Origin of the sequence: Hydrocarboniphaga sp., assembly GCF_965279055.1 — a bacterium.
Classification (GTDB): domain Bacteria; phylum Pseudomonadota; class Gammaproteobacteria; order Nevskiales; family Nevskiaceae; genus Hydrocarboniphaga.
The window spans coordinates 4,163,967-4,180,531 of record NZ_OZ257125.1; the positions used below are offsets into that span (position 1 = coordinate 4,163,967).

Annotated in this window: 13 protein-coding genes; 1 reads left to right on the plus strand and 12 read right to left on the minus strand. The window is 63.0% G+C overall.

The annotated features are described in order from the left end of the window. Nucleotides 1-289 precede the first annotated feature (289 nt). Nucleotides 290-1,321, plus strand: a complete 1,032-nt coding sequence (locus ACQZF9_RS18765) for an RDD family protein (protein WP_428310486.1) — start codon at nucleotides 290-292, stop codon at nucleotides 1,319-1,321. Between the two features lie 24 nt (nucleotides 1,322-1,345). On the opposite strand, the gene ACQZF9_RS18770 is transcribed toward ACQZF9_RS18765, so the two are convergent. From ACQZF9_RS18770 to ACQZF9_RS18825, 12 genes are all read right to left on the minus strand, one after another. Next, nucleotides 1,346-4,336 (minus strand): two-component regulator propeller domain-containing protein, encoded by a 2,991-nt coding sequence (locus ACQZF9_RS18770; RefSeq protein WP_428310487.1) that lies wholly within the window; start codon nucleotides 4,334-4,336, stop codon nucleotides 1,346-1,348. A gap of 262 nt (nucleotides 4,337-4,598) precedes the next feature. Then, nucleotides 4,599-5,114: a GNAT family N-acetyltransferase gene (locus ACQZF9_RS18775; RefSeq protein ID WP_428310488.1), complete on the minus strand. Its 516-nt coding sequence runs from the start codon at nucleotides 5,112-5,114 to the stop codon at nucleotides 4,599-4,601. A gap of 51 nt (nucleotides 5,115-5,165) precedes the next feature. Then, nucleotides 5,166-5,405 (minus strand): peptidase, encoded by a 240-nt coding sequence (locus ACQZF9_RS18780; RefSeq protein ID WP_428310489.1) that lies wholly within the window; start codon nucleotides 5,403-5,405, stop codon nucleotides 5,166-5,168. 324 nt (nucleotides 5,406-5,729) lie between these two features. Further along, complete coding sequence (arsN2, locus tag ACQZF9_RS18785; RefSeq protein WP_428310490.1) at nucleotides 5,730-6,161, minus strand: arsenic resistance N-acetyltransferase ArsN2; 432 nt, start codon at nucleotides 6,159-6,161, stop codon at nucleotides 5,730-5,732. Between the two features lie 425 nt (nucleotides 6,162-6,586). Beyond that, the gene (locus tag ACQZF9_RS18790) at nucleotides 6,587-7,060 is read right to left on the minus strand and encodes a DUF4279 domain-containing protein (RefSeq protein WP_428310491.1); all 474 of its coding nucleotides are present in this window, start codon (nucleotides 7,058-7,060) and stop codon (nucleotides 6,587-6,589) included. Nucleotides 7,061-7,402: 342 nt separating this feature from the next. Then, complete coding sequence (locus ACQZF9_RS18795) at nucleotides 7,403-8,056, minus strand: hypothetical protein (protein WP_428310492.1); 654 nt, start codon at nucleotides 8,054-8,056, stop codon at nucleotides 7,403-7,405. Nucleotides 8,057-8,707: 651 nt separating this feature from the next. Beyond that, nucleotides 8,708-9,819 (minus strand): IS3 family transposase gene (locus ACQZF9_RS18800; protein ID WP_428310493.1). Its coding sequence is split into 2 segments (ribosomal slippage): nucleotides 8,708-9,567 and nucleotides 9,567-9,819, totalling 1,113 coding nucleotides; the frame shifts between segments, so codons are not numbered across the junction. Between the two features lie 65 nt (nucleotides 9,820-9,884). Continuing rightward, on the minus strand, nucleotides 9,885-10,610 hold the full coding sequence (locus ACQZF9_RS18805; RefSeq protein ID WP_428310494.1) for an HNH endonuclease signature motif containing protein: 726 nt from the start codon (nucleotides 10,608-10,610) through the stop codon (nucleotides 9,885-9,887). A gap of 93 nt (nucleotides 10,611-10,703) precedes the next feature. Continuing rightward, entirely contained in the window at nucleotides 10,704-10,997 is a 294-nt protein-coding gene (locus ACQZF9_RS18810) for a hypothetical protein (RefSeq protein ID WP_428310495.1), read from the minus strand. A 345-nt stretch (nucleotides 10,998-11,342) separates the two neighbouring features. Continuing rightward, the gene (locus ACQZF9_RS18815) at nucleotides 11,343-12,497 is read right to left on the minus strand and encodes an IS91 family transposase (protein ID WP_428310496.1); all 1,155 of its coding nucleotides are present in this window, start codon (nucleotides 12,495-12,497) and stop codon (nucleotides 11,343-11,345) included. 4 nt (nucleotides 12,498-12,501) lie between these two features. Next, a complete protein-coding gene (locus ACQZF9_RS18820; protein WP_428310497.1) occupies nucleotides 12,502-13,344 on the minus strand; it encodes a tyrosine-type recombinase/integrase in 843 nt (280 codons plus the stop codon). A 363-nt stretch (nucleotides 13,345-13,707) separates the two neighbouring features. Beyond that, nucleotides 13,708-16,494, minus strand: a complete 2,787-nt coding sequence (locus ACQZF9_RS18825; RefSeq protein ID WP_428310498.1) for a protease pro-enzyme activation domain-containing protein — start codon at nucleotides 16,492-16,494, stop codon at nucleotides 13,708-13,710. Nucleotides 16,495-16,565 lie beyond the last annotated feature (71 nt).

Sequence of the window (16,565 nt, forward strand, 5' to 3'; positions counted from 1 at the left end):
GGCGAATCGAACTGCGCTCCGGTCGCTGGCATCTTGGACGCGACCCGGTAGCACGCTCTTTTTTGTAGTGGATTGCATTACACGACCGCGGCGTTTTTCGGACGCCACCCTAATGGGTAGTTAGGGAACTTCCGGGTTCCCCAGTCGGCGCGGTTTGTTTTGCTGCGCTGCGATGGGCGGCGGCAGCGTGGTCGCGACCCGCGGTTTTTCATCACCTTGATGACAGCACCCGCGCCATCGGGGAAAGTAAGCACCGGCAGGCCGATCTGCCGATCCGGGGAAAACACCTTTGAGCGAGATACCCACCGCGCCGATCGCGCCGCTATGGCGCCGTGTCGCCGCCTTCCTGATGGACGCGGTGCTGCTGGCCCTGACCGGCTTCCTGATCGGTGCGCTGTTCTACGACGCGCTGGCGCAGATGGGCTTTCGCGCGCGCCTGGTCGGGGTCGGCGTGTCGTTGCTGTATTTCGGTCTGCTCGACAGCCGCATCGGCGGCGGCCGCACGCTGGGCAAGCGCCTGTTCGGCCTCAGAGTCGTCGGCCGAGATGGCGAGACCGTCGGCGTGCCGCGCGCCGCGCTACGTTATGGCGTGCTGGCGATCGCCTGGTTCCTGAACGGCGCGCCGGTGGACAGCGACGCCTTCGCCGGCGAATCGCCGGGGCAGTTCGCCATTGCCGTGCTCGGCGCGGTCGCGGTGTTCGGCCTGGCGCTGTCGCTGCTGTACCTGCTGCTGTTCAACCATCGCACGCGCCAGTCACTGCACGATCTGGTGAGCGGCTGCTACGTCGTCTACGACGGCGGCGGCGTACCGGCCGCGACCGGGCTGTGGCGCGGCCATGTCGTCGTCGTGGTGCTGTTGCTGCTGGCGTCGATGGCGATACCGCTGGGCATGAAGCAGATGTCGCGCACGCCGGCGTTCGTCGCGATGATGCAGGTGCAGCGCGCGGTCGCGCAGGAGCCCGGCGTGTCGGAAGTGTCGATCCAGATCGGCACCGCCGCGCGCACCGCTCCCGACACCAAGACCGAGCCGCAGCACAGCCTGTCGATCCTGGCGCGCAGCGTCATCCACGACGAGCCGCAGCAGCTGGCCCAGCGCCTGGCCAACCGCGCGCTCGACGCGCTGCCCGAGGTCGCGACGCTGGACCTGATCGGCGTCCACACCTACTACGGCTACGACATCGGTATCGCGCGCAAGATCACCGCCTACAGCCTGATGCAGACGCCGCTGCAATGGCGCCAGCGCATCGACACGGATACGCCGGAGCCGGACACCGATGTCGAGGTGTCGGCGCCGCCCACGGAGCCGGCGAAGGCGCCGTAGGACTTCGACACGCTGCGTTCGACCTCAGGCCCGCCGGAACACCGAAATCGATCCCCGATACGCGCGCCGCGCCGGCACGCTCAGATCGATTTCGGTGCCGGCCATCAGGCTCGACACGATCGCCAGCGAGCCGCCGATCCTGACGGCGCGCTCGCGCATGCCGGCCAGGCCCCCGTGGCCTGCCCCGCCGCCGGCTTTCAGGATCGCCTCGTCGATGCCGACGCCGTCGTCGCGCACGCGCAGCCGCAGGCCGCCCCTGTCGTAACCCAGCAGCACGTCGACGCGCGCCGCGTCGGAATGGACGAAGGCGTTGATCAGCGCCTCGCGGGCGATGCGATGCACCTCGTCCTGCAGCAGCGGCTGCAGCGCCCGCGGACTGCCTTCGATGCTCAGGCGGAAGTCGATCGCACGTTCCTGCGCCAGCTCCCGGCCCAGCAGCTCCAGCGATTCGGCAAGATCGGTGATGTCGCTGGCGGTGGCGTGCAGCTCGGCGACGCGCTGGCGGCCTTCGGCGAGCAGCCGGTCGGCGCGCTCCAGCGCGATGTCCATGCGCTGGCGCAGCATCGCCTCCGGCGGCAGCTCGTTGGCCAGCGACTGGAAGCGCAGCACCAGGCCCTGCACGCCCTGCAGCAGGGTGTCGTGCAGCTCGCGCGCAATGCGCTCGCGCTCGCGGTGTCGCTCGACCAGCTCCACGCGCAGCTGCGCGGCGATCTGGCGCAGTCGCAGCAGGTGCAACAGGCGCGCCAGCCCGAGCAGCGCGAGCACGCCCGCCGCGGCGAACCAGGGCTGCTGGTAGAACGCCGGCGCGATGTCGAGGCTGATCGTCGTGCCGGTGTTGTTCCACAGACCGGCGTCGTTGCTGGCGATGACCTGGAAGCGATAGTGGCCGGCGCCGAGGTTGGTGTAGAACGCCTGGCGCCGCGTGCCAGCGTCCTGCCAGCGCGTGTCGACGCCCTCCAGGCGGTAGCGGAAGCGCACGCGCTCGGGCACCGCCAGGCTGGTGGCGGTGTAGTCGATCTGCAGCCGCGTGGTGCCGTGCGGCAGCCTAAGTTGGCGCGCCGGTGCCAGCGGCTGCTCGTCGTCGGCGCGCACCGCGCGGATCAGCACCGTCGGCAGCAGCCTGTTGGAACGCAGCTTCGCCGGATCGGTGCGGACGATGCCGCTGCCGGCAGCGAACCACAGGCGGCCGTCTTCGGTCTCCGCGGCCGACGGCAGGGGCCCGACCTGCGCCGCACCGCCGTCGAGGCCGTCGTTGGTGTCGAAGCGCCGGTAGCGCACGGGGTGATGCGGATTGCTGCGCACATCGGCCAGATCGGCCGCGGCGATGCGACTGATGCCGGCGGCGCCGTTGAGCCACAGCTCCCCGGCCGCCGATTCGACCATGCCGCTGACGCCGCGGAACGCGTCGCCGTCGTCGCCGATCAGAGGCGCGAAGCGCCGGCCGTCGAAGCGCGCGACACCGGAGGGGCCGGCGGCCCAGACATCCGCCTTGCCGGCGCGCGAGTACAGCACCCGGGCGGCGCCGATCTGCAGACCCTCGGCTGCGCCATAGACGCGCAGCCGCGCGCCGTCGAGACAGGCGATGCGATGGTCCGCATAGCCGAACCAGAGCCGCCCGGCGGCGTCGGCGGCCATGCTCAGCACCGGCGCATGCGGCAGATCGTCGCGGCCGCCCCAGGGCGCCCACACACCGCCGGCAAGCCGCCACACGCCGACCTCGGCGCGCGGCACCGACATCCACAGGCCGCCGCTGCGATCACGCATCAGCGCGGCGATGCCATCGTCGCCGGACGCAGGCGACACCGGTAGCGGTAGCGGTAGCGGTAGCGGCACCGACTCCAGCTTGTCGCCGGCCAGCCGCCACAGGCCGGACGGCGAGCCCAGCCACAGCGTGCCGTCGGGCTCGCGGTACAGATGGCTGAAATCGCGCGCCGCGCCGCCGTCGTAATGCCGGTTGACCGCGCCAATCCTCAGCAGGCCGCGTTGCGGGTTCATCACCCACAGATCGCTGCCACCGGCGGCAGCGATCGCTCCGCTCTGCTCCACGACCATGCGCAGCGGGTTGGCGCGGAAGCGGTCCAGACCTCGGCTGCTGCCGACCCAGATGCTGCCTTCGCGATCCTGCAGGATGCACCAGGGCTCGCCGCTCAGATCGCCGTCGCCGTAGACCTCGGCCAGCGACTCCGGCGCAGCGCCGGCGCCGAGACGGCGCGAGTCCGCAATCCGCAGCAGCTGGCTATCGCGAGCCAGCCACAGGCCGCCATCGCGATCCGGCAGCAGCAGCGGTTGCTGCTGCGCCGAGCCGCCCAGCGGCCAGCTGCCGGCACCCCGGATGCCACCGAAACGGCGCAGACCGTGATGCGCGCCGCCGCTCCAGATCGCGCCGTCGGGCCCCTGTGCGAGCGAGCCGACGATCGACGCCGGCTGATCGAGCCTGACAAAGCGCGTGGCGCCCGCGGCCCGCGTGTACAGGCCGTCGGCCGAGCCGACCCACAGCGTGCCGGCGGCGTCCGCCAGCACCGTGAAGACGCGCCTGCCGGCGAAGCCGGACGTTTCACCCGCCGCCTGCCAGCGCTCGCCCTGCAGGCGGTACAGGCCGCGGTCGGTCGCCGCCCAGACGATGTCGCGCGTGTCCGCCTCCAGCTTCCACACGCGCCAGGGCGGCAGGCCTTCGGCCTCGCCGTAGTGATGCAACTCACCGTTGTAGTCGAGCAGGCTGGCGCCGCCGCCGCGATAGCCGATCCACAGACCGCCGTCGCGCAGCGCGAGCAGGCTGCTGATCGAATCCGACGGCAGCTTTGGCGCGAACAACTCGAAGTGCAGGCCATCGAAGCGGTACAGCCCGGCCGCGCTGCCCAGCCACAGATAACCGTCTTGGGTCTGCGCCAGCGAGATCACGCCGCTGGGCGCGCCATCGGCCAGGCTCCAGCGCGTGTGGTGGAAGCCCGACAGCGGCGCCTGGGATGGCGTCTGCGCACGCGCGGCGCTGGCCGCGGCCAAGCACAGCAACAGCATCGCCAGCCATCGTCCAAGCAGCGGATATCCCGGCATCCCCTGCCGATGTGTCGCAGTCACAGCGCTCCTGATTCTCCCGACGGCGCGAGCGTTCCCGAGTGCTTCCCGCTACCGCGCACACTCGCCCTGTGCTGCTACGCCTTCCCTGACAGGATCATCAGCCTAGCCAGCTTGCGCGAGCCCCGCAAAATGCCGCGCGATTCAGGAACCGAGTCGGTCAGGCCAACGCCGCATTCGGCGGCACGCAGCGCGCACAGCTTCGTCAAGCTCCCAGCCGCTTCCAGTACAGCATCGTGCCGGTCAGGCCGCCGTGCGGCTTGAGTGCGTAGTCCGGGATCGTGCCGGCGTAGGTGTAGCCGAGTTTCTCGTAGAGGCCGGAGGCGCCTTCGTCGACCGCAGTGTCGAGCACCAGCAGGCTGCGGCCGCGCTCGATCGCCAAAGCCTCGGCATGCCGCAGCAGGCTCGCGGCAATGCCGCGCTGGCGATAGCGCAGGCGCGTCATCATCTTCGCGATCTCGCCGCGATGCGGCTGGTTCGGTGGGCAATCCAGCAACAGCGTGACGCTGCCCACCAGCAGTTCGCCGTCGAACGCGCCGAGCACGATGCGCTCACCGCGATCCGCAGCGGCCAGCGACGCACTCCAGAACGCCTGCGCGCGCTCCGGCTCCAGCGGGTGCATGAAGCTGACCGAGCCGCCGTTGGCGACGACCTCGATGATGATCTCGCACAGCTGCGCGCAGATCGCAGGCGATGAACTCAGGGCTTTGATTTCGAACATGGCCGTTTTGTTCAGCAGATTCCGCGCCAGCGCTTTTCGTAAGGCAGGATGCTAGTTCGCGGACGCCGCGCAATAGGCATCGAAGGCGTTCGCCTCATTTGCAAAGCCACGCTGCCCGGCCAGCTCCCAAGGCCGCACGCAGAGCGCTTCACGCGCACACCACGAATAACCGGCCGACCCGATGCAGCCATGCGCGTCACGGTCGCCGCCGACGACCGGTGGCGCGCTCGGCTGCGTACACGCCGCCAACATCACAGCCGCGGCGAACACACTGCTTACCTGTTTGATCATTGCGCGACCTCAAGCAAAAAAACAGCAGGCAGACCCGCCCTGCAACTTCTGACACGATCCGTTCGTCCCGAGTAGCCGCCACGCGGCGTATCGAGGGACCGGATCGCGGCCGAATCGGATCGCGCGAATGTCGCCGCTAGCGCCATCCGAATAAGCGGGTTCTTCATTTCTGGGGACAACGCTGCCCGCGCGCCCTTGAATTCGGCCGCCTCCACTTTGCAGCGTTCCGAGCGACTTAAGGCGAGGGCGATACATCCTGGTTGAGACGGCCAATTTGAATGAAGCGTGCTGCCTGTTGGTTGACCTTGCCAGTGCGCCAGAAGGTCATTGCAGCTCCTTTCGCATAAGGCTGGCTGACGATGGGCACAAGGAACTAAACTGGGCCGTACTTGAAATTTCAGCGGGTACCTCTGCCCTCGGGACATGAAGATAACCTTGTTTCGAGAAGAACGGCGATGCGGTGTTTGTTAACAAATAGAGCGACTTCATGCCGTTCTTCTTTGCCAATTGCTCGCAGTAGGCTACCAACTGTGTGGCGAAGCCGTGACCTCGGAATTGGGGTTTGACGACAACAGAGCGAAGAAGGCCCAGCTGACTGCTGAGATGTTCAATGCCTGCTGTGGCGACGAGCCCGCAATCCTTGCGGATGCCAAATAGTGAAAGCCGTGAGTTCGCCAGAATGTCGGCGACGGGCAGATTGGCTGCGGTCAACAACGATTGAGCATCGCTCGGATCTTGTATGGCTTCGATGTACATGTCGATTCGCCTAGACGCCGTGGCTAACGCGCGGACCGGCCAGAGGCCGCCCCGTCGGGTTGAATGCCCAGTCGCGCCGGCTCTCGATCAATGAAACGACACTGCCAGTTGGTGCCAGCTCTAACATTTCTTGTTGTGGCCTAATCATGCCTTGCTCGCCAAACGCCTGCAGTGCCGATATTTAAAATGTGAGCTACCGAGAAATACGAAACCCATTATGGCGAACATCAGGAAACAATCGAGCCAGATTCTCGCAGTAACTGTTACGACCGAACAAACTCCTTGCCCAAAGCACGAGATTGCCTAACCCAGCAACCATATAACGAGTGAACCGACGGCCAAGATCAGTAGGCCTCGCACCATGTAGCCCCACGTTACCGGCTCGACGTCGCGTTTCATCTATTCTTTTAGGTCCAACGCCGAGGTTAGCCCGAGGACCGGCCGGAGGCCGGTACGTCGGGTTGAACCGCTGGTTGGGCCATGACCTCTTCTTTTTCCCGACCGTAAATATCTACTGAAAGCTCTATGCCTCGATCAGCGAGCATTCGCAACGTGGCAACAGAAACAGATACACCATCGTTGCTCGTGCTCATGAACCAGCCGCAGAAAAGATCGACCTCGTATTTAGCGCACAGGTCTCTCCACGTATCGAGATCAGATGTTGCCTGAGAGAGAAGAAGCTCAACTTGACCATTAAAGTCTTCGGGCGCCGTCACTGGAGCACTTAAGAACCATGCTCCGGACTTTCTCGTGATCGTTCTCCCGGATCGGAAACTCTGAACGTCACCCTTGAGCCATGCCTCTGATGGAGCACAGCCGAGAAGTGCGGTGACATCGTTCGGCTCGATCTCATTACCGAATACCCTCAATGACGCCGCTGTGCGATTGAGAACAGACATTGTTCAGGCCCAGACAGTATGACTACCGCCGTCAGAGGTGCTGACCTCCGCCAAGGCCGTAGCGAGGGTTAGCTTGACGCCAGAGCCGCAGGAGCGAGATAGGACTGCGCTCATGGATCGGTTTCCTTACGCGGAGGTCAGCATGGCAAACGATAACACCGTTTTTGTGGGATTGGACGTCCATGAAGAGTCGATTGTGCTTTCTCTTGCGGAGAATCTCTGTATGAGGGCCTTCAATTCACGAACGCCCATCGCCTGCCATGTGTCGGCTCGAAGAAGAGAACTGCCAAGGCGCAGCCGATATTTAATATGCGAGCCACTCCTCATTTAGCCGCCCAACGCCTAAAGCCCCGGCGCGGCAGAGCCGTCGTCTGGAGCGCCTTGTTGGACCATGGCCCAGCTCTCGACGTTGAGATTAATCGGCGAAGGCTGTATGACAGACGCAGACATCGGTTTTTTTGAGCGAATCCCTTCTGTGGCTTGAGTTACATGAACTGATCTATCAACGATCTCAAGCCTTGCGTCATCAAACCAAACAGACCCTGATCCGTTGATAAGGACGCCGTAAGCAATAGTGTCTGTTTGCGCCGGTAGTTCAAGCACTATTTCGTAGGGCTGCCACTCGGAGCTTGCTTTAATCGGGCGGTTCGCCATGTTGTCGAACGCAACTAGAGCGCCATCACCGCGGTCCGCTCGAAACCACAGACCGGCCCAGTCTGTAACGTCTTTAGCTTTTATGTAAGCTGAAAATCGGACGCGCTCGCCACGAAAAGCCTCAGCGCGTGCGGCTTGCGCAAGTGTGCCGAAGCCCGTTTGATTTTCGCCTCTTGACGACAAATGGGCGCTCGCGCGCCCCTCGATGTACTCCATCCGGTCAGGTGTCACGACATACGACTGAGGATTGCCACCGGTGAGAAGCCACCCATCTGGAAGGGACTCAGCCGACGCATTTTTGGCGGCAAGAAACAAGGCCAGAGAGACGAAGCTACGAGACACGGAATTTCTCCTTCGTTTGGTCCAACGCTGCGGCTCAGCCGAGGATTTGCCGTCGGGGGTAAATACGTCGGCCGGATTGCGCTGTTGGGTCGCTTTGCGGAAGTCCTTTGCATTCAGCTTGCTTTAGGTTCCATGAGCCCTGCTCCCAAGAGTAAGAAAATAACACCGATAGAAAAGTAGGTAAAAATTCCCAACCAGAATGTGATCGGGTGTTTTTGGCAGGGGATGTCGTGAATGCTTAACTGAATTCGGCCCATACGTAGTGCGATTATGACGGCGCCAAGGCATACCAGCGGGATAACTAGAAACAGGGGTTCAGCTTTAGGGTGAAACGCCCTCGCTAAAGACGCGAGTGTTAACACGCAATATGCACAGAGCAAAGCACGCCAGATACGTTCTGACACGGCAGTCCCATACTGCTGCTCCTCAGGGAATTTCATCTTTCTTACTCTAGGTCCAACGTTTGAGTTCAGCGGCTGCCGAAGGCGGTCCGCTGCAACGAAGGGTTAGATGGCTTTACGCCGAAGCCAAATAACGCGCTTGTTATTGGGCCTGCATACACGAGTACCGATCCTTCCCCCTCGCCAACCATAGAAACAGGCTCACGTAAGCCACGAGTGCAGAATGACAGGGCCTGCGTAATCTTCCCCGTCAAGGCGACAGTTCGAAACTAGAGTTTCTGGCGGCTTGAGCGTACTCGATCGGCGTCATATCGCCGAGCGAGTCATGGGGTCTTTGTTCGTTGTATTCGAGCATCCACCAGTAGACGGCCTCACGGACATCGTCGAGGCGGACAAAGAGATGCTGGTCGAGCAGTTCGTTGCGCATCGTGCGGTTGAAGCGCTCGATATAGGCGTTCTGGTTGGGCTTGCCAGGCTGGATGTACTGGATCGCCATACCCGCTGCCTTGGCCCACTGCGTAAAGGCGTCGCCAAGAAATTCAGGGCCATTGTCAGTACGAAGGACCTGCGGCAAGCCGCGCTCCTTGCGTAGCCGCTCGAAAACCCGGACCAAACGCTCCGAGGTGATCGAAGTATCGACCTCCACCTGCAGCAATTCACGATTGAAATCGTCGACGACGTTGAAGAGCCGGAAGCGGCGACCGCAGATCAGCGTATCGCTCATGAAATCCGCCGACCAGACGCTGTCGGGCAGCCGTGGGACGTACAGCGGCACCCGCTCACGCTGGGGCAGTCGACGCTTTGCAGCACGGCGTAGGTTGAGTTTCATGAGCTTGTATACCCGGTAAATCCGCTTGTGATTCCACGGCCGGCCCTGACGCCGCAGCTGCTTGCGACACATCCAGAAACCACGGCTTGGACGACCTTCCACCAGCGCCGCCAAAGCCGCGATGACTTCGGCATCACGCACCGTCCAATGATCGGGCTCGCGGTAGAACGCCGATCGGGATAACCCAACGCAGCTGCAGGCGCGAGCGATGGGCACTTCATGCGTGTGCACCAAGTAACCGGCCGCTTCTCGCTTGGCGTCCGGCCCTACAGTTTTTTTGCGATCAGATCCTTCATCGCGTGATTCTCAAGCGCCAGGTCCGCGTACATGCGCTTGAGCTGCGACAGCTCCGCTTCCAGCTCCTTGGTCCGCTTCAGATCCGATGCCTGCATGCCGCCGTACTTCGACTTCCAGCTGTAGTAGGTCGGCTCGCTGATGCCCGCCTTGCGACAGATGTCCTTCACGGCCACGCCGGCGTCCGCCTGCTTCAGAATCGTGACGATCTGGGTTTCGGTAAAACGTGACTTCTTCATTCCTGCCTCCTGGCGTTACGATGCCAGAAAGCTCTCGTTATGAGTTGTCGCTCAGACGGGGAAGATTACGCCTGCTCTGTGATTACTACGCCAACATCCCCATCTGGCCAACATCCCTGAACTCGGACAAGGCCCGGTTTTATCACCTCAAGGTCCAATGCAATTATTTGACCGTTTGAGGCGAAGTTTTGATTCTGATAGCGGACTTGCTCAATCAGCCATGCAGGAGCGAAATTGGCGGTAGCAGGTACTGTGACTCGCGCTCGCCCAGCGCGGTAATCGAATTTAGCGCTATTGCTGCGACTGACCCGCACATGGTTCTCTACTACTCGGAGTATCTCTTTGCCGCTCGCATCGTGTAATCGTATATTCACTTGAAGGAGGTCTCCGTCTAGGACCCTTAACTTCAAATAATTGGAATTCGAAAGCTCGAAAACAGCAGCTTGGTCATTAGTTGTTGCGATGCAAATAGAACCCGTGAGTAGCTTTAAGTCTCGCGCCGGCTCTACATAAATGTGAACTGAATCTGGAGAAGTAGGGCGAACCGCGCCTTTCCATTGGTAGAGCAAATCATCAGAAATTTTGAGATTTCCATGATGAGCTGCGTCGTGGCATGAGGGACAGATCGCAATCATGTCCTCAGCGTCATGTGCTTTGTACACCGCCCAATGCTTTATGTGATGGATGTGAACGCGCCAGTTCGAGCAGCCCGGGTTAGCACATTTCCCGCCAGCTTTCTCCACAAGCAGTCTCTTTAGCGACGGCTTTATTTTTCTTTGAGCGGTAGACATGGATGAGTCGTGTCTTAAGCCATCTAACGCATGGTTAACGCGCGGCCCGTTTACGGGCCGTCGCGTTGAACCGGTAGTTAGGAGTAGATTTACTCACGGAGACTTAGGTTTCTTGCCGTTTAGACGATTGAACTGCTCTTCCGAGACGAGCTTCCAGCGCTGAACAACGAAGCGTTTGAACCAATAGGTGTGCAGAACTGCACCCACGCCGGCGGCCAGAGCCAAACCTAGCGAAAGCCCATACCCGCGCACAATATCAATGGGCAATAGGCTCGTTGGCATTGAGAACCCTGTGTAAATGAGCGCCTCGATGTGTATTGCCAAGAATGACAGAAGCGCAATTGCCAGAGCAGCGGACGCTGCAAATAGAACGAATGCTCTGAACACGGTTACTCCTAACGAATAGTCGTTTATCCACCACGCCGGCGCACGGCGGCGTGGTGGGCCAGATGAGGCGTGGTGGATAAACGCCGTTGGACTAAACCGCCGGTGCCGGCGGTCGGGCTTATGGGGATTGCTTTGCGATGCAGAGCTTGATTCGCTCCGGCGTGGTCCTCGTGTTTGGAATCGAGCATGACCATCGCGCTCCCCAGCGCCGATTTCGGTGATTCGATCGATGGCGCAGACTGTGGCAGGCGCTCCACGAGCCGTCAATTTCCCGCCTCGGCGCAGCCGGGTTCGGGCCGCGCGCGGCCCGGTTTTCGATCCGGATCTGCTTTCCCCGCCGGCAATTCATGGCGGCCCACGAGCCGGTGGCAGGCTGGCCGATAATTGCAGGAGCCCGCCGCAATCCGGGCAACGACGGATGTCGATCTGGGCGACGCGCAGCCAGAAGGCTTCGACGCTCTCCGCTGGCTTGGCGGGTGGCGCACTCACCTGCAGTTGCTGCCGACACATCGCGAGCTTGTCTTGCTTGCAGCGGCTGGCGGTCAGCCCGTAATGCCGCAGCCGCTGAAATCCCAACGGCAAGACGTGCAGCAGATAGCGACGCAGAAACTCCGCGCCAGGCAGTGTCAGTGCCTTGCGCTCCGACCGATCCTGACCGCGCCGCACCCGAAACCTCACCTGCCGGTCATTCACGTCGATCAGGCGCTGCTCGCTGATGGCGATGCGATGGGTGTAGCGGCCCAGATACGCGATCACCTGCTCGGGTCCGCCGAAGGGCGGTTTGGCGTAGACCACCCATTCGGGCTTTTGCAGCTCATCGACAAAGGCGGTCCACCGCGCATCATCCTGCGTCCATGTGCTGTCGCGAAAAGCGCCGGTGTCGTGCGCTTCCCGCAGCGCTTCGAGGTATTTCCCACGAAACACTTTCGACAGCGCCCGTACCGGAAACAGGAAAGACGTTTTCGAGCCGGCCCAGCGCCCATCCGCTGTCAGCGCACCGCCAGTGACGACGCCATGCACGTGGATATGCCGCGACAGATCCTGCGCCCAGGTATGCAGCACCAGCGTGATGCCGAGCGTGCCGTTCAGTCTTGATGGGTCACGCCCAAACGCCAGCAGCGTTTGCGAGGCGCATCGAAACAGCGTGTCGTAGATCCAGCGCGTCTGCTGCGGCAGCAAGCGATGCAATGCGTGGGGCAGCGTGAAGACCAGGTGAAAGTACGGCACCGGCAGCAGCTCGGTCACCCGCGCATCGATCCAGCGCTCTTTGGCCCGGGTCTGGCAGCGCGGGCAATGGCGATTTCGGCAGGAGTGATAGACGTAGCGCACCGTCCCGCAGTCTTCACAGGCTTGCAGTTGCCCACCCAGGGCAGCGGTGCGGCACGAGCGGATCGCGCGGCAGACTTTGCGCTGGGAAGCGGACAGGCCGTATTGCTCGGCGCAGGCGTCGGCATGCAGCGTGACAATCTGCGCCAGCGTCGGCCTCGCCGACGCGGCCATCGATTTACCCGGACTGCAGCAAATCCAAGGCGCCGGCTTTGTCTTTCAGATGAGACTGCGTCAGATGCAGGTAGCGCTGCGTCGTGGACAGCGAGCGGTGGCCCATAAACCGCTGGATCATGTGCAGATCGATGCCGGCCTCCAGCAGGTGCGTGGCAAAAGCGTGGCGCAGCGCATGGATGCCGCCGCGCTTGGTGATGCCGGCTTTTTGTTTGGTGTGCGTATAGAGTCGTTGCACGGAGCTGTCGCAAATCGGCACACTCGGATCGCGCCCCGGAAACAGCCACGGCCCTTCAGGACGACGCAGCTTCCAGTAAGTCCGCAATTCGGCCAGCAGGCCGGACGACAGGACGGTGTAGCGATCCTGAGCCCCCTTGCCTTGCTCCACGCGCAGGCTCATGCGCTCGCTGTCGATGTCGCTCCATCGAAGCGCGATGACTTCCGATAATCGAAGGCCGGCAGCGTACGTCGTTTTCAGCAGCACGCGATCATGCAGGCGGGAAGCGGCATCCAGCAGGCGCATGACTTCGGATCGACTCAGAATCTCAGGCTGCTTCTGCGGCGTGCGTCCATGCGGAATCTCCAGAGCAAACACGCCGCGCTTGAGCGTCACGCCGTAGAAGAATCGAAAAGCGCAGATCGCTTGATTGCAGCTACTCCACGACAGCTGCCGGTCTTCCAGAAGATGCAGCACATAGCGCTGAATCTGGTCGATACTCAGCCCATCGGGTGAACAGCGGTAGTGCTTTGCCAAAGCGGCCACGGCGGCGATATACGTTTCCTGCGTACGCAGCGCCAAGCCGCGCAGCTTCATGTCGCGCTGCATTTGAAGACGGAGTGGTTGCATGACACTTCCTCATCAGACGGGCACATTCCCGTGTGAGAAAGCTGCAACGATCAACACGCCGCTGGAAGTCTCACCATCCACGACGACCAGCACACATCATCACAATCAACACTCGATTCCAAACCGAACAAGCTACCGCGATAGCGGTTTAGTTCAACGCCAATTAGTTGGACCTGAATCCGCCTAACTCGGCAGACGTTCCGTCTAAGTCGAAAATGATCTTCATAAGCCTTTGATCGTGCTGATGGCGGTGGACTTGGTACCGATTCAAACACGGACGCTGGGCAGAGGCAATGTGACGGTGGCGGCCACGCAGAAAGGCCGCCCGTAGGCGGCCTTTCTGCTTCTATCCAGGTGGAACGTTTAGCTGCGACGGCGTCGACGCGTGAAGCCCGCCAGGCCGAGCACCAGCAGTGAGACTGTACCGAAGGCACCGCCACCACCGCCGCCGCTGGAACCCGAGCTGCCGCCCGTCGAACCGCCGCTGCTGCCCCCGCCGGTGGCGATCAAGCCACCGGTTTTGACCAGCGTCGCGCAGCTGTCGTTGCCGAGCAGCGTGTAGGCCTGGGCAGCGCCGGCGGAATCTTGCGTCAGGCCTTCGCCGAGCGGGATGGCGCCGCTGGTGTCGTCCGGGATGGACACGCGCACGCTGCTGATGATGTTGCTGAGCGCGTCGCCGGTCTGCAGTTTCAGCAGGCTCTTGTCGAGCACCAGTGTGATGGTGCCGTCGGCGTTGTAGGCGCTGCTCGCATCGAGGCTGCCGAGCACAGTGAAGTCGCCCAGGCCGGCGCCCGGCAGCGTGCCGTGCGTGCCGTAGTTGAACACCGGCGTCGCGCCGTCGGAGCTGACCATCGCCACGTAGTACTCGTCGGCCGGATCTTCCGGAATGTTGAAGTACGTGACCCAGCGGAAGCCCGGCATCACCGTGCTCAGGTTGTCGACCTTCATCGTGAACACCAGCAGGTTCGGCTTGTCGTAAGGCTCGGCGATCTGCGTGCTCAGCAGATCGTCGGTGGCGCTGCCGACATCGGTACCTTCGACGCCGCTGGATACGCCGGCCGGGCTGGTGATGATGGTCGCGCCCGGTGCCTTGCACGATTCCGGAATGCCGCCGACGGTGATCTGCTGCGTCGCCAGCGTGCTGACCGCGCCGCGTGAGTCGCGCACCTGCAGCCTGGCGACATAGGTGCCCGGCCTCGTGTAACTGTGCGCGGCGAACGTCGGCGTGCTCTGGAAGGCCAGCGGCGTGTTGTCGCCAAAGTCGATCGCGTAGTACGCCAGCGCATCGCCGTCGCCGTCCCTGGACGTGCTCGCATCGAACACGATGGACAGCGGCGCGTTGCCCTGCGTGTAGTTCGCGGTCAGCGTCGCGGTCGGCACGACGTTGGCGACCTTGCAGCCCGCGTCTGCAGCCGGCAGCGCCGCGTTCACCGCGCCGACGTCGAAGCTGCCGAAGCCGGTGGTGTAATCCCAGCCCGGCGTCGCCACCCACAAGCCGTTGGTGCCCAGCGTTACGTCGTGGAAGCCGGTGGCCGTCGACAGCGGGCCGGTGGCGGTGTCGAGCGCGTAGATCAGCGGCGCCGCAAAGCCGTAGCCGTTGCAGTGCTCGGTCTGCATGCGCATCCACACGCCGGCCGACAGCGGCGACGACAGGCTGGTGCCGATCACCGCTTCGTGCACGCCGCCGACGACGGTGTCGGCCGCGGCATAGAAAGCGGCGACAGCGACGTTGAAGCCGGCGTTCATCGCGATGTCCGGCACCGCGCGGAACAGCGTGGTGGTCGGCGTCACGCCGGCGCTGTTCTGATAGTCCGGCGCGGTTTCAAACGTGCTGGTGCCGCCGCCGGTGCCGGTCCAGGTGATTTCCTGCGAGTAGTCACCAGTGCTCGCATCGGTGTACAGCGAGGTGCCGCCGACCGCGACCACGTAAGGCGAAGACGCCGGATATTCCACCGACGGAATGCCGGAATCCGGCGTGCCGAGATTGATCAGCACGCTGCAGGCCGCACCGGCGTCGCCGGCGGAGACGAACACCGTCTGGCCCTGCGCGGCCGCCTTCATGTACAGCGGATCTTCGATGTCGCTGGAGCCGAGCAGTACGTTCAGCGCTTCGCAGCCGCCGATGGAAATATTCAGCGCCTGGGCCTCGTTGTCGCTGACGAACTTGTCGGTGCCCAGGTCGATGCCGTCGTCCAGACCGGCGCCGTTGTAGAAGATGATCTTCTTCAAATTGCCGGCGATGCCAGACGCGGACTGGCTGTCCAGATCCCATTCGCCGTCGTTGTCGGTGACCTGCGGATCGGGCACGTCGGCGAGCTGGCGGATTTCCACCGGCACGTAGGGCAGGCCGGTTTCGGTTTCCACCTGGCGCAGGTCGGCGATCACCTGCAGCAGATCGGTGCCGCCGGTGATGATGCCCAAGGTCGAGTTGGCGCCGGTGGAAATCGCGTCGGCGTTGTAGGCCTTGCGGAAGGCCGCGGCGGTAAACGTCGGCGGCGGCAGCAGGCCGGCGGTGGGATCGCTGTCGTCGCTGGTGCTCGGCTTGACCGCCTGCAGGTCGGTCAGCGGCTTGCGGCCGGCGATGTTGGTGTGCGGCTGGATCGCGGTCTGCAGGCCGATCACGCCCTGCACCAGATCGGCCAGCGCGCTCGGCACCTGCACGTCGCTCAGGTTCACGCGCAGCGTCTGTTCGCCGCGCTTGAAGTTGACCAGATGCGTGTTGAACGCGGCCTGCGCGTCGGCAGCGGTCACGTCGGCCCGCAGCATCATGCGGCTGTCGGACAGCTTCAGATTTTTAAAGCCCTTGCTGCTCAGATAGTCCATCACCTGCTGCGCCTGCGCGGCGCTGGGCGAGAAGTTGGCGATGGTCTGAGCCGCCGTCATCGTCTGGCCATAAGCCGGGTTGCCGGGCTTGCGCTGCCCGAGCACGTAGGACTTGAGCGTATCGAGATGCTGCGTCTTCAGCGCGACGACGACGTGCATCGTCTGCGTCGCCGGCACCGCGCTGGTGACGAAGCGGGGATCCAGCGGCAGCGCCTTGCTGCTGGTGGAAACCCAGGTGGAGGTGGTGGCTTGCGCGGCGCTGGCGACAGCGAGCGCGGACAACAGCAAGGACGCGCGCGAAATCGCACGACGGGAAAGGAAGAACATGAAAAACCCCGAAAGCATCGATGCGTCAGGCGCGCGATCCCTGCGCCCTTGCATCTATCGAATGTCGTCGG